Raw genomic sequence first — 13,066 nt, forward strand, 5'->3', positions numbered from 1 at the left:
GTTGTCATCGATGAGGTTTCGAAGCGGCCCCCGAGGGGGCCGGGTCAGGCAGGTTTCGCGGTGTGGCGCTGGCGCAGCCGATGACGAATTGCAAAGGCCACTGACACCACGGCAAGGATTAATAGCGTCAGGGAGATCGGCCGGGTGAAAAACAGTGTCCAGTTCTCGTCGGTCATCAGTGCGCGGCGCAGGTTGGTTTCGGCAATCGGACCGAGGATGACGCCGAGCACTAACGGGGCCAGAGGGTAGTCCAGCTTACTGAGGATATAGCCGAAGACTCCCACCCCTAGCAGCAGGTAGATATCAGTGACGCGGTTGTTGAGGGCGAATGCGCCGACGACACAGCACACCAGGACTACTGGGACGATAACCGAACGCGGCACGTCGGTAACACGCAGGAAGAAACGCATGCTGAACAGGCACACCACCAGCACCATGAACGCGGCGAGCAGCATGGCCATGAACATGCCATAGACCAGATCGCCGTGATCGAGAATTAGTCGCGGGCCGATGCCGATGCCGTGAACCATCAGCGAGGCCATCAGTACGGCGTCGACGGCGCTGCCGGGAATGCCGAGAGCGATCATCGGGATCAACCCGCCCCCTGAGGTCGCCGAGTTGCCGGATTCCGAAGCGATGACGCCCTCGGGCGTGCCGGTGCCAAACTTCTCGGGTGTTTTGGAAGCACGCTTGGCCTGGTCGTAAGCCAGCAAGTTGGCAATACTGCCGCCAGCGCCGGGGACCGCGCCGATGAACACCCCGACCAGCGACGAACGGATCAAGTTGATCGGGTAGGTCAGCGTTTCGCGCAGCGCATCCAGTGGCTTGAAGGCTACGTTGGCAGGAATCAACTGCTTGCCGTGCTTGGTCTGCTCGGCGTCCTCGACTTCCTGGAGCAACTGGCTGACGGCGAAGATGCCGATCAGTACCACCAGGAAGGGGAAGCCGTTGGCGAGCAGGTCGAAGTCGAAGGTGAAGCGCGCCACGCCCATCATCGGGTCGGCGCCTACGGTGGCGATGAAAAGTCCCAGCAGGCCGGTCATCAGACCCTTGAGCATCGATTTGCCGACCAGGCTGGCGACCACCGTCATGGCGAAGATGATCAGCGAGAAATACTCCCAGGCGCCCAGCTTGACGGCGATCATTGCCAGCGGTGGGGCGGCGATGATCAGCACGATTGCGCTGACCAGGGCGCCGAAGAACGATGACCAGATACCCAGCGCCAGGGCGCGACCGGGCTGGCCGCTGCGCGCCATCGGGAAGGCGTCGAAGGTAGTGGCCACCGAAGAGGGCGTGCCGGGAATGCCCAGCAGGGCCGCGCTTATCAGTCCGCCCGAATAGCCGCCGACGTAGACCGCGAGCATGGTCGCCACGCCCTGCAGTGGGTCCATGGTGAAGGTCAGCGGTAGGGTCAGCACGATGGCCATGGTGATGGTGAAGCCGGGAATCGCCGAGGCGATGACGCCAGCGACCACGCCGAGCAGCATGGTGGCCATGGTCGGCAGCGTGAATAACTGGTCCATGCCGGCGAACAGCGCTTCCGTCATGTTATGTCTCCTCTCGAGGGCAGCTGCGAAGCCATGGTGTCAGCCAATGTTCAGCCGAAGGGGCCGCGCGGAAGGCTGATGATGAAGACATCCCGGAACAGCCAGTCGATGCCGAACGAGAACGTCACGGCGATGATCGCGGCGATGGCCAGGCTACGAGGGCGACGCACGCCAAGCGTGAGCTGGACCAGGGTCAGGAAGAGCAGCGAGGCCAGGCGAAAGCCCAGCATCGGCACGCCGACGATGTATAGGGCGAACAGCGCCAGCACGCCGAGCGCCAGTCGGTGCCGCCACATCCAGCGCTTGACAAGCCCCGCTGAGGCACGCGGCGCACCGCGATAGCGTCGCCACTCCTGGGCCATGATGCCCAGGTTGATCACCATCAGGACGGCCAGTACCAGACGTGGAAAGCTGCCCGAACCGAGGGGTTCCCACATCGACGAGGGCAGCGCCCCGGCTTGGACGAACAGCGCGCCGAACAGCACCACCAGCGCGCCGTTCAGCAGCAGATGGGCGAGCGCGTTGGCGCGCCGAGTATCGTCATCGGCGACCCGATCCGACGATCGGGTCTGCTGCGAAGAAGACTGCGGACTCATTTGGCTAGCTTCCCGGACAGCCGTTCGATGGTCTCGTCGGTGGTCTTGAGGTAGTCAGTGAATGTCTCAGGACCTTCGAAATGTACTTGGGCGCCGGCGTTATGTACCGCCTGGATGAACTGCTTATCTTGGGAGAGTTCCTGCATGGCATCGGCGAGTACTTTGACCTTATCCTCTGGAGTACCCTTGGGAGCGATCAGGCCGCGCACGATGTTGAGGCTGAGCGAGTCGTAGCCGAGTTCCTTGAAGGTCGGCACGTCTGGCGTCTCTTCCTGACGCTCAGCGCTGCCCACCGCCAGGAAACGTAGATCGCCATTCTTGACGAACTCGCCACTCGAGGCGATATCACCAATCGCCGCGTCGATATGCCCGCCAACAAGCGCACGGATGCGAGCACCGGTGCCCTCGAAACCGACATAACGGAACGATAGATTCGCGGCATCCTCCATCATCGCCGCGTGGACATGGGGAATCCCGCCAAGCGTCACGCCGACACGGATCTCGCCGGGGTTGTCCTGGGCGTAGTCGACGAATTCGTCGAAGGTCTGCCATGGGCTATCGGCGTTGACCGTTAGATATTGCGGCGAAGCGGTCATGGCGGCGACCGGGGTGAAGTCGTCCCAGTTGAGTTGGGTCAGTTGGGTATGGTTGGCGACTAGTAGCCCCTCGTGGATCTGGCCTACCGTGTAGCCGTCGGGGTCGCGCTTGGATAGTTCCTTGAGGCCGGTGGTGCCGCTGACGCCGGGCATGTTGATGACCGGCATGGGCTGACCGAGGTACTCTTCGGCATTATTGGAGACCACTCGCATCAAGGTGTCGCTGCCACCGCCCGGTGACCATGGAACGATGAATTCTACCGGCTTGTTGGGATAGTCCTCGGCTTGGGCCAGTGATGCGGTGCTAGCACCTAATGCTGTACCCAGCACTAGCCCCCCGATAATTAGCTTGAAACGGAGGGAGCGGGTTGCTTGGGGACGACCTTGGATAGTGTTGCTCTGCTGAGAAGTAAATGACATGGCTATATTGTCCTTGTTGGTCATCGTATTCATGCATTGCTTGATTACCGACTCGTAAGAGCCTTGGTGGATTCGCGCGGTACATCGCCGAATCCGCGAACGGGAGGTCATGGCGCTCGCTACCCGAGCAGCAGCGCGCCGTAGCCGAGCCCGAAACACACGACGAACGCCGGGTGAACCCGGGTCGCCAGGAGTAATACGCCGGCCACGCCGCCGATGATCGCGGTGTGCACCGCGCCGGCGGTCTCCAGCCCTTCGGCGAGAAAGCGCCACGTCAGATAGGCCATTAGCGTCATCACCACAGGGCGGACCCACTGGCTCATCGACTTGACCTTGATCGAGTCGCGGTAGCGATACAGCGTGCCAAGCGCAATTAGCATCAGCAGCAGCGACGGTGCGACGGTGGCGAAGGTGGCGATCAGCGATCCGGGCACGCCGGCGACGTCGTAGCCGATATAGCCGGCCATCTTGGTGGCGATCGGGCTGGGCAGGGCGTTGCCCAGTGCCAAGGTCTCGGCGAAAGCCTGTGAACTCATCCACCCATAGCGGCCGACCACCTCGTTCTCGATCAGCGGGATGATCGCCGGGCCGCCGCCGTAACCGACGATGTTGGGGATGAAGAACGCCAGGAACAGGTGCCAATAGATCATTTGTTCGTCTCGCTGGTCGCTTGCTGCGATTCGGGGCGCAGTAACGCTGTGATCAAGATCGCGCCGATGACCAGCCCCGGGTGCACATCGAGCCAGTAGATCAGCCCACCGGCGATGGCCCCCATCACCAGCGTCACAAGCCAGCCAAGGCTGGCCCGCGACTTGGTGAAAAAATCCCAGGTCAACTTGGCCATCATCACCATGACGACGGGGACCACGCCCTGGCCCATGCCCTGCACCCAGCGCTGGTCGCCGTGACGGGCGTAGAGTCCGAGTAGCGCGATCATTGCAATGATTATTGGCCCGATCACCGCGACTACGGCGTTGAGTGCGCCCAGCACGCCGCCGACCCGGTAGCCGATATAACCGGCCATCTTGGTGGCGATTGGCCCGGGCAGTGTATTGCCTATCGCCAGCACGTCGGCGAATGCCTCGTCGTCCATCCAAGCGTGGCGTTTAACCACCTCCTGATGAACGAGCGGGATCATCGACGGGCCGCCGCCGAAACCGAACAGTCCGATGCGCAGGAAGGCCATGAATAGCTGGGCTTGAGTACGCAGCATGATCACAGCACCGCGATGCTGGAGTCGGTGCGCGGCTCGGTGCCGCCGCAGTAGATGCCGCTGTCCGGGTCGCGGATGATCATCTGCCCGCGACCGAAGCCGCGCGGGTCGTGATCGACGCGCATGTCGTGGCCGCGCTCGGCCATCGCCCGTACCAGCGGCGCCGGGTAGCCGTGCTCGATGCCGATGCGCCTGCCGCCCATCCACTGCCAGCGCGGTGCGTCGAGCGCGGCCTGCGGGTTGAGGCCGAAGTCGATCAGGTTCATCACCACCTGGACGTGGCCCTGGGGCTGCATGAAGCCGCCCATCACGCCGAACGGCCCGAGCGGCGTGCCGTCGTCGCGGGTCAAAAAGCCGGGAATGATGGTGTGGAAGGTCTTCTTGCCCGGCGCGAGCACGTTGTCGTGGTTCGGGTCGAGGCTGAAGTTGTGGCCGCGGTTCTGCAGCGCGATGCCGGTACCCGGCACCACTACACCGGAGCCGAAGCCGTGGTAGTTGCTCTGTATGAACGAGACCATATTGCCGTCGCTGTCGGCGGTCGCCAGGTAGACGGTGCCGCCGGCCTGCGGGGTGCCTGGGGTCGGGTCCAGCGCCGATTCACCAATCAGTGCGCGGCGCTCTCGCGTATAGGCGTCGCCGAGTAGCGATTCGACGCTATGGGTCATGTGCTCGGGTTGGGTGATATAGGCCTGCCCATCGCTGAAGGCCAGCTTCATCGCCTCGAGTTGGCGGTGCATTACTTCGGGATTGTCGCGGCTGTCGATCTTGAAGCCCTCGAGTATGCGCAGCGCCATCAGCGCGACCAGCCCCTGGCCGTTGGGCGGAATCTCCCAGACTTTATGACCACGGTAGTCTGCCGCGATCGGCTTGACCCATTCCGGCTGATAACCGGCAAGATCTTCTGCACGCAGATAGCCACCGGTCTCGCGGGAGAAGGCGTCGATGCGCTCGGCCAGCTCGCCGCGATAAAAACTCTCGCTGTGGCTTGCGGCGATGGCTTCCAGGGTTTTCGCCTGCTCCTCGCAGCGGTGCCACTCGCCGGCGCGCGGGGCATGCCCGGTCGGCGCGAAGGTCTCGAACCAGCCTGAGGTAGCGGTATCCGTTAGATGTTTGCGGAAGGTCTCCTCGGCGCGTTGCCAGAGACTGGCGATGACCGGCGAGACTGGAAAGCCCTCTCGGGCTAGGCGGATCGCCGGGGCGAGCAGCGCCTGAAAATCGAGCTTGCCGAAGCGCTGCGATAGTTCGGCCCATGCGGCGGGAATGCCGGGCACAGTCACCGGCGTCCATCCGTAAAGCGGCATGGACTCGAATCCGGCCTCGGCGACCGCCTGTGGGGTCAATGCGGCGGGGGCGGTGCCGCTGGCGTTTAGACCGTGAAGTTCCCCGTTGCCTGCATTGTCGTCGGCTATCCAGACCAGCGCGAAAGCGTCACCGCCGATCCCGCAACCGGTGGGTTCGACCACGGTGAGCGCCGCTGCGGTGGCGATGGCGGCGTCCACTGCGTTGCCGCCCTGAGCGAGAATGTCACGGCCAACCTGGCTGGCTTGTGGTTGGGACGCGGCGACCATTCCGTGTTTGGCATAGGTAGCGCTGCGCTGGGAAGTGTAGGGCGTTGCCTGGGAAAAGGGCGTCAACATGCCGTCTCCGATCGATTGTTATGTTATAAATCGTTTTGAATTAAAAAATCGATTTTGTTGAGATGACTATGGCGCGCAATTTAATTAACGTCAATATGGGATTTTGGCAAAGGGCTTACTGCACTGAGGCAAATCCTTGCTCGCCGAACGGAAACACATATCGCCAGCCATTACCTTTGAACTTGATAAGAGAACCACGCCATGACCGCATCGCCATCGACTAGTCGCGACATGGCCTCGAGCCGAATCTTCGAGACACTCAAGCAGGACTTGATTCGCGGACGTTTCGCGGCGGGTGAGAAGCTCGCCATCAGCGCCCTCAAGGACCATTACCGAGTGGGGCTCAGCCCGCTGCGTGAGGCTCTCAACCGACTGGCGGCCTACGGCCTGCTCGAGCAGGTCAACCAGCGGGGGTTTCGAGTCCCAGCAATGGAGCTTGAGGAGCTAGATGACATCGCGGGGCTGCGCGCTCAGCTTGAATGCATGGCGTTGACGCAGGCTTTTCAGGCGGGAGATTCAGAATGGGAGTCACAGGTATTGGCGGCGCATCATCGGTTGCGCCGTGCCGACGAGCATCCTGAGCAAGTGGAGGAATGGGAGCAAGCACACCTGCGCTTTCATCGGGCGTTGCTAGCGTCGTGTGGTTCGCACTGGTTGTTACGCTTCATCGAACAATTACACGACCAGTTCGACCGCTACCGGCGCCTGGCGCCGCCCAATCCGGCGGTGCGGAAGGCGCTTGATCGCCAACATGGCGAGCTGGTCGAACTGGCACTGAGTCGAGACATTCGCGCCGCGCGGGCATTGCTCGATGATCACATCCGGCTGTCTCACAGTGTTGCCCGCGGTTGTTGCGAGTCACCGGCATCCGACGACGATACGTGAGCCGTCGGCGCCGATAGTACCACGACTCTCGATTGACGTGACTTATGCCCCGCCTTGGGTGCCGTTACCGCGACCCCGTCCGCCACGACGGCGGCGCGGGCGATTTTCGCCGCCATTGCGATCGCGGGATGCATTGCTGTTGCGTGAGTCGTTACCGCCTGAGTTGCCACCGCGACGTTGGCCGTTGTCGCGTCCGTTACCGTTGCGCTGGCCTCCACCGTTGCCACCGCGCGGCGGGCTGGTGCCCTGGCCGCTGACGAGTGCTTCGCTGGGCTCGAAGCCGGCGATGGTTTGGCGTTCCAGCGTCTGGCGAATCAGCCGCTCGATTCCCGCGAGCTCCTTGCCTTCTTCGGGGCTGACCAGCGACACCGCGTGGCCGCTAGCACCTGCGCGTCCGGTACGTCCGATACGGTGGACGTAGTCCTCGGCGACATTGGGTAGCTCGAAGTTGACCACTTGCGGGAGCTGATCGATGTCGAGGCCGCGCGCGGCGATATCGGTTGCCACCAGTACACGAATATCGCCGCTCTTGAAGCCGTCGAGGGCCTTGGTGCGCGCATTCTGGCTCTTGTTGCCGTGAATCGCAGCCGCCTCGATACCGGCGTCTTCGAGCTGGCGACTCAGGCGGTTAGCGCCATGCTTGGTACGCATGAAGACCAGCACTTGCTGCCACTGATTCTCGTGGATCAAGTGTGTGAGCAGCGCCGGCTTGCGGGTCTTGTCCACCGGGTGAATCCACTGCGTGACCGTCTCGGCGGTCGTGTTACGCGGCGTGACCGAGATTTCCACAGGGTCGTTGACCATGCCCTTGGCAAGCGCACGGATCTCTTGCGAGAAAGTCGCCGAGAACATCAGGTTCTGACGCTTGGCGGGCAGGGTCTTGAGGATCCGGCGGATATCGTGAATGAAGCCCATGTCGAGCATGCGGTCGGCTTCGTCCATCACCAGTACTTCCAGCGCATCGAAACTGACGGCCTTCTGGCTATACAGATCCAGCAGTCGACCCGGCGTTGCCACCAAGATATCGACCCCGCCGCGTAGCTTGGCGATCTGCGGGTTGACCTTCACCCCGCCGAAGACCACGGCGCTGCGCAGCGGCAGATGCTTGCCGTATGCCTCGATATTGGCGCCGATCTGGGCGGCCAGCTCGCGGGTCGGCGTGAGAATCAGCGCGCGCACTTGCTTGGCGGGCGCGCGCGTGCCGGTAGACAGGCGCTCGAGGATCGGTAGCGTGAAACCGGCGGTCTTGCCGGTGCCGGTCTGCGCGGCGGCCATGACGTCGCGTCCGTCGAGAACGGCGGGGATCGCCTTGGCTTGAATCGGTGAGGGTGTCTCGTAGCCTTGCTCGGCCACGGCATCCAGAATCGGAGCGGAAAGCCCCAAGGAGGTAAAGCTCATGAAGTCGTCTCGGTGGCTGCGAAGTGGGCCAGAGTAGGCGGGCAGCGGGCGTGCAGCTTACCGGATATGATCCAGGCATGCCACTTTAGGCGTATGAGCGCGGGCACTGTTCAGGTGGCGCCCAACACCCAGGCCCGAAATGCGCGCATGGGCTCAGTCAGGTGGCGATGTTGCGGGGTGAGCAGTGACAGGCACCCCCGGCTGGGCAGCGTATGCGGTAGAACCTGCACGAGGTTGCGCTGTGCCAGGTCCGCCTCGAGTAGGTGTTTCCAGCCCAGGGTGACGCCTTGCCCGGCCAGAGTGGCATTCATCAGCAATTGGAAGCTGTTGGCGCGCAGGCTGTGCTCCGGCGTGCGCCAGGCCAGGTTCTGGGCCTGATACCAGCCTTCCCAGGTTAGCCAGTCATGATAATGATCTTCGACGACCATCAACGTGTGACGAGCGAGCAGGTCATCGGCATCGCGGATGTCACCATGACGAGCCAGGTAGGCCGGGCTGCATACCGCGGCGACCTCTTCGTGGGCGAAGATCGCCTCGGCGTCGAGGCCGGTGGGGTCGACCTCGTGAGGAACGTGATAGTAGATGCCCAGATCGAACTCGGCGAGGTCCAGGCGGTGAGGGTCCTCGACCGTCAGGATGCGGATCTCGATATGCGGATGCGCACGCTGGAAGTCGGGAAGCTGCCGCGCCAGCCAGATCGAGGCAATGGTGGGGCTGGAGGCCAACGTGAGCTGACGGTCGTCGCCGCGACGCCGCAGGCGCGCCGTTTCGTCGCGCAGGTCACGCAACAGGCGCTGCACCACGCGAAAGTAGTGTTCGCCGGCGGGCGTTAAACGTAGGCCTTCGTAATGACGTTCGAACAGTGGCCGGCCCAGGTCGTCCTCGAGCCGCTTGATCTGGCGGCTGACCGCGCTCTGGGTCAGGTGCAGTTCGCTGCCGGCCTGCGTGAAACTGGCATGCCGCGCGGCCGCCTCGAAGGCACGCAAGCACGCCAACGGCGGTAACGCATCACGGGAAGACATAGACGTATCCGGGGCCATGAAACGACCCCGGAGCATAACATGCACGCCGCCGGTCAGATGGCCGTGCGTGGAATCTCGCGCTGCCACGACTTCTCACTGACCAGTGTCTCGCCCTCGTGGGCGATTTGCTCGGCGCTGAGGTAGAAGGTGTCTGCGTCGCAATGCAGGTGATAGCGACTGGTCACCTCGACGGCGAACTGACCGTCGCCTTCATCGCGGCTGGCACGATAGACCCATTCGATATTGGCACGTGTCCGTGTGGCGTCGGTCGGGTGACTGCTGTAGACCTCTTTTGCTTTTTGCTCGACACGTAAGCCGTGATCTTCGAAGCGAATGTCGCCCATGTCGTCTTCCACGGTGACGGTCACCTCGCCACTGCCGACGTCTTCGCTGAGAGTGCGCTTGGGTTGTCCGCCGCGAAGCGTTTCGACGCGACACGGCGCGGCGCTCTCCGGTGCTTCGAATGGCATCGAGATGTAAGCCGCTTTTGAACATGGCAGCTCGAGTGTCGGCATGCCCGACTGAAGCGTCAGGTCAGCGCGCTTTTGGGGCGACCACACAAGCGGAAAACTGGCGCTGGAGAGCGCCACGCGCAGGCGGTGTCCTGGGGGCAGGCGGTAGCCGATTAGGTCCAGTGGCAGGCGTATATCCATCGGCTCGCCGGGGACCGGCGGCGTGAGCGTGCCGGGATCGTCGCGCAGATTGAGATTGAGCGTGGCGTAGGTGATCAACGCGCTCTCGCCGCTCGGCGCTACGTCACAAAGGCGCACGTGGAACTGACCGCAATCCTCGGCACTGGCGAGCGTCACCCTCACCGTCGGCTGGCCGAGAATGTCGAGCCCTTCGATGTAGGGCGCCGAGTCGAAGGTCAACGACAGGCCGTCGTCGCGACGCTGGTCGGGGGGAAAGTCGGCGCCAAACCATAGCGGAATGTACTCGCCCTGCAGCGAGCCTGTGGTCAGCGGGGAGGCGATTTGTCGATCATTGCTCAACCGACCCTTGCTCCCCAGGCCGTAATCGCCGAGTACCAGAGACTGCATCTCGACCTCGTCGCTGGGCGCTGGCCAGGCTGAGGTCCGCACCCACTTCCCCGGGCGTTCGAGGTAATTCGGTGCGGGCGGCACGCCATCCTGCAGATAGAAGGTGCACGCGGGCTCGTCCATGATGCCGGTGTCGGTATCCTTGAGCCAGTAGTCCCACCAGCGCAGCGCCTCCTGCAGAAAGCCGATGGCCGGGTCGGGGATCGCAAAGTGCGGGTACTTGTGCATCCACGGCCCGATCAGCGCCTTCTTGGGGCACGACAGGTGCTCCATCATTCGCGGAATGGCATCGATGTACGAATCCGCCCAGCCGCTGACCATATAGACAGCCGCTTCGATGCCGCCTAGCGCTTGGTGATAGCCCTCGCAGATCGAACCATGTTTCCAGTAGTCGTCACGATGCTGATGCTCGAGCCAGGTTTCCGCCAGCAGCGGCATGTTGTCGAGGCGATGCTTCCACATCTCGCGCCATCGATCGCCGACCAGCGCCGGATCGGGCACGGCGGCGGAGAAGCTCAGCATGGTCGCCGCCCAGCCGAGGTTCTCGAGCAGCATGTTGCCGCCCTTGTAATGGATGTCGTCGGCGTAGCGGTCGTCGGTGGAGCACAGCGTGATGATCGCCTTGAGCGGTTCGGGGCGCAGCGCGGCGAGTTGCAGGCTATTGAAGCCGCCCCAGGAGATGCCCATCATGCCGAGCTTGCCGTCGCACCAGGGTTGATCGGTAATCCAATCGATCACCTCCAGCGCATCACGTTGCTCTTGCGGGGCATATTCGTCTTCCATCAACCCGTCGGACTCGCCGTTGCCGCGCATATCGACCCGAATGCAGGCGTAACCGTGGCCGGCGAAGTAGGGGTGAGTCAGCTCGTCGCGCACCGCCGTGCCGTCGCGTTTGCGATAGGGCAGGTATTCGAGGATCGCCGGCACTGGCTTCGACTCGGCATCCTCGGGCAACCAGATACGGGCCGCTAGCCGCGTGCCATCGGCGAGCACGATCCATTGGTTCTCGATCTCGCGCACGCGGTGTGGAAAGTCGTGCTTGATGTTCATGCGTCGTCCTTGGAAGCGTGAGAAGAGTGAGGCGGTGTCGCGAGGCGCTCAGGATGTTTCAACCAGCGCCACAGCGAGCCCGTGGCGAGCAGCACGATGATCAGCGCCGGCAGGCCGCCGAGATTGGAGAGCATCTTGATGCCGTCGATGCCCACGAAGCTGACCATGACCCAGGACACGATGCCGACGATGACGCCCCACAGGACTTTCATCGACACGCCAGTGTTGAGGTCCGAGTCGGCGGTCAGACCGCGTGTGCAAAGATTGCCGATGGCATCGGTCTGCGAGTCCGCCGCCGTGACGTAGGAGATGTAGGCAATGAACAGCAGCAAGGGAATCCAGACATCGGCGAAAGGCATCTGTCGAAACAGCTCGTAGAGCACGTTTTCCACGCCGCGGTCATTAAGAATGGCATGCAGGTCGACACCGGTGTGGGCCTGAAAGTAAAGCGCCGCGCCGGAGAAGATGATGACCCAAGCGGAGGCGAAAAGGGCTGGATAAAACAGATTGACGCGCAGAAACTCGCGTACCGTGTAGCCGCGTGAAATCTTGCCCAGGAACAGCGCCGCCATGGGCGCCCAGGCGAACCATACCGCCCAGTAGAAGATCGACCACCACTGTGGCCACTGGTCCTCGCCGGCGGCGCCGGTGAACAGGCTCTTGGTGAAGAAGTTGTCGAGATAGACGCCGAAGGACTCCACGCCCAGCGAGAGCATGAAGCTCGTCGGCCCCACCACGAAGATGAACACGCCCAGAATCAACAGCAATATAGCGTTCAGCGACGATAGCCGCGCGATGCCTTTCTGCAGGCCGCTAGCCGCCGAAATGACGAAGGTCACCACGATCAGGGCAATGACCACGCCCAGGCGCAGGGGGCTGGCCTCGCCGCCCAGGTACTGGCCTGCGCCGCCGGCCAGCGTCAGCGCGCCGGTGCCCAGCGACGAGGCCATGCCGGCCACCAGGGCGTAGAGCGAGACGGCGTCGATCAAGCCGCCGAAACGCTTGACCTTGGGCCCGAATACCGGCTCCAGCATGCTCGAGATCGAGAAGCGCAAACGCAGGTTATAAAACGCCAGCGCGAAGATCAGCGCCGGCACGGCGTAGATGGCGTAGGGCGTGAACGACCAGTGCAGGAACATGGTCGACATCGCGAACAGCATGGCATCGCTGGAACCGGCTTCCAGACCCAGTGATTCGGGCGGCCCCATGAAGTGATAAAGCGGCTCGGCGGTGGTCCAGAACAACACCCCCACGGCCAGGGTGGTGCACAAGGTGATCGAGAACCAGCGCAGCCGCGACAGCATGGGCGTTGCCTGCTCACCGCCGATGCGTAGTTTACCCAGTGGCGAGAAATAGACGATGACGGCCAACACCAGCAGGTACAGGCTGCCCAGGCTGAAGAGCCACGCAAAGTTATCCAGAATGGCATCGTTTAGCGCGCTGGCGGTCGCCAGGAAGGCATCGAGATTGACGTAGCTGGCGATTACCGCTGCCAGCAATACCAGGAAGGTTGGCCAGAAAACCAAGGGCCGTAGCGATGTTTGCATCACCCAGTCTCCGTTTGTCGTTATCGTGTGGCGCCATGCGCCGATAGCATGGCATGCCACTCTACCGACACACGGTGCGCTACGCTCAAACGCTACTTGGTAATGGGGGTATGCG

At 62.8% G+C, this 13,066-nt stretch carries 11 protein-coding genes; 1 reads left to right on the forward strand and 10 read right to left on the reverse strand.

Going from position 1 to position 13,066, the window contains the following annotated elements; genetic code table 11:
• Positions 1-44: 44 nt before the first annotated feature.
• From LUN51_RS12075 to LUN51_RS12100, 6 genes are all read right to left on the reverse strand, one after another.
• Positions 45-1,547, reverse strand: a complete 1,503-nt coding sequence (locus LUN51_RS12075; RefSeq protein ID WP_277811464.1) for a tripartite tricarboxylate transporter permease — start codon at positions 1,545-1,547, stop codon at positions 45-47.
• A 50-nt stretch (positions 1,548-1,597) separates the two neighbouring features.
• A complete protein-coding gene (locus LUN51_RS12080) occupies positions 1,598-2,143 on the reverse strand; it encodes a tripartite tricarboxylate transporter TctB family protein (RefSeq protein WP_277811465.1) in 546 nt (181 codons plus the stop codon).
• Positions 2,140-3,159, reverse strand: coding sequence for a Bug family tripartite tricarboxylate transporter substrate binding protein (locus LUN51_RS12085; protein WP_277811466.1), 1,020 nt, complete (start codon positions 3,157-3,159; stop codon positions 2,140-2,142). The genes LUN51_RS12080 and LUN51_RS12085 overlap by 4 nt, the downstream gene beginning before the upstream one ends.
• A 119-nt stretch (positions 3,160-3,278) precedes the next feature.
• Positions 3,279-3,809 carry a chromate transporter gene (locus LUN51_RS12090; protein WP_246939571.1) on the reverse strand — a complete coding sequence of 177 codons (531 nt, stop codon included), beginning with the start codon at positions 3,807-3,809 and terminating at the stop codon, positions 3,279-3,281.
• Complete coding sequence (locus LUN51_RS12095; RefSeq protein ID WP_277811467.1) at positions 3,806-4,372, reverse strand: chromate transporter; 567 nt, start codon at positions 4,370-4,372, stop codon at positions 3,806-3,808. The genes LUN51_RS12090 and LUN51_RS12095 overlap by 4 nt, the downstream gene beginning before the upstream one ends.
• 2 nt (positions 4,373-4,374) lie before the next feature.
• The gene (locus LUN51_RS12100) at positions 4,375-6,009 is read right to left on the reverse strand and encodes a gamma-glutamyltransferase family protein (protein ID WP_277811468.1); all 1,635 of its coding nucleotides are present in this window, start codon (positions 6,007-6,009) and stop codon (positions 4,375-4,377) included.
• 201 nt (positions 6,010-6,210) lie between these two features.
• On the opposite strand from LUN51_RS12100, the gene LUN51_RS12105 reads away from it, so the two are divergent.
• A complete protein-coding gene (locus tag LUN51_RS12105) occupies positions 6,211-6,894 on the forward strand; it encodes a GntR family transcriptional regulator (protein WP_277811469.1) in 684 nt (227 codons plus the stop codon).
• Between the two features lie 42 nt (positions 6,895-6,936).
• Here the strand turns inward: LUN51_RS12105 and LUN51_RS12110 are convergent, their stop codons facing one another.
• From LUN51_RS12110 to LUN51_RS12125, 4 genes are all read right to left on the reverse strand, one after another.
• Positions 6,937-8,292 (reverse strand): DEAD/DEAH box helicase, encoded by a 1,356-nt coding sequence (locus LUN51_RS12110; protein WP_277811470.1) that lies wholly within the window; start codon positions 8,290-8,292, stop codon positions 6,937-6,939.
• Positions 8,293-8,402: 110 nt separating this feature from the next.
• The gene (locus tag LUN51_RS12115; RefSeq protein ID WP_246895465.1) at positions 8,403-9,314 is read right to left on the reverse strand and encodes a LysR substrate-binding domain-containing protein; all 912 of its coding nucleotides are present in this window, start codon (positions 9,312-9,314) and stop codon (positions 8,403-8,405) included.
• A gap of 53 nt (positions 9,315-9,367) precedes the next feature.
• Positions 9,368-11,404: a CocE/NonD family hydrolase gene (locus tag LUN51_RS12120; RefSeq protein ID WP_277811471.1), complete on the reverse strand. Its 2,037-nt coding sequence runs from the start codon at positions 11,402-11,404 to the stop codon at positions 9,368-9,370.
• Entirely contained in the window at positions 11,401-12,951 is a 1,551-nt protein-coding gene (locus tag LUN51_RS12125; RefSeq protein WP_277811472.1) for a BCCT family transporter, read from the reverse strand. Before LUN51_RS12125 ends, LUN51_RS12120 begins: the two co-directional genes overlap by 4 nt.
• Positions 12,952-13,066: the final 115 nt, after the last annotated feature.

The sequence above is a fragment of the Chromohalobacter canadensis genome, from assembly GCF_029544075.1.
Classification (GTDB): domain Bacteria; phylum Pseudomonadota; class Gammaproteobacteria; order Pseudomonadales; family Halomonadaceae; genus Chromohalobacter; species Chromohalobacter canadensis_A.

Coding starts and splice junctions, on each gene's coding strand:
- LUN51_RS12075 (WP_277811464.1), bottom strand. CDS start 1,547: ATGACGGAAGCGCTGTTCGCCGGCATGGACCAGTTATTCACGCTGCCG.
- LUN51_RS12080 (WP_277811465.1), bottom strand. CDS start 2,143: ATGAGTCCGCAGTCTTCTTCGCAGCAGACCCGATCGTCGGATCGGGTC.
- LUN51_RS12085 (WP_277811466.1), bottom strand. CDS start 3,159: ATGTCATTTACTTCTCAGCAGAGCAACACTATCCAAGGTCGTCCCCAA.
- LUN51_RS12090 (WP_246939571.1), bottom strand. CDS start 3,809: ATGATCTATTGGCACCTGTTCCTGGCGTTCTTCATCCCCAACATCGTC.
- LUN51_RS12095 (WP_277811467.1), bottom strand. CDS start 4,372: ATGCTGCGTACTCAAGCCCAGCTATTCATGGCCTTCCTGCGCATCGGA.
- LUN51_RS12100 (WP_277811468.1), bottom strand. CDS start 6,009: ATGTTGACGCCCTTTTCCCAGGCAACGCCCTACACTTCCCAGCGCAGC.
- LUN51_RS12105 (WP_277811469.1), top strand. CDS start 6,211: ATGACCGCATCGCCATCGACTAGTCGCGACATGGCCTCGAGCCGAATC.
- LUN51_RS12110 (WP_277811470.1), bottom strand. CDS start 8,292: ATGAGCTTTACCTCCTTGGGGCTTTCCGCTCCGATTCTGGATGCCGTG.
- LUN51_RS12115 (WP_246895465.1), bottom strand. CDS start 9,314: ATGTCTTCCCGTGATGCGTTACCGCCGTTGGCGTGCTTGCGTGCCTTC.
- LUN51_RS12120 (WP_277811471.1), bottom strand. CDS start 11,404: ATGAACATCAAGCACGACTTTCCACACCGCGTGCGCGAGATCGAGAAC.
- LUN51_RS12125 (WP_277811472.1), bottom strand. CDS start 12,951: ATGCAAACATCGCTACGGCCCTTGGTTTTCTGGCCAACCTTCCTGGTA.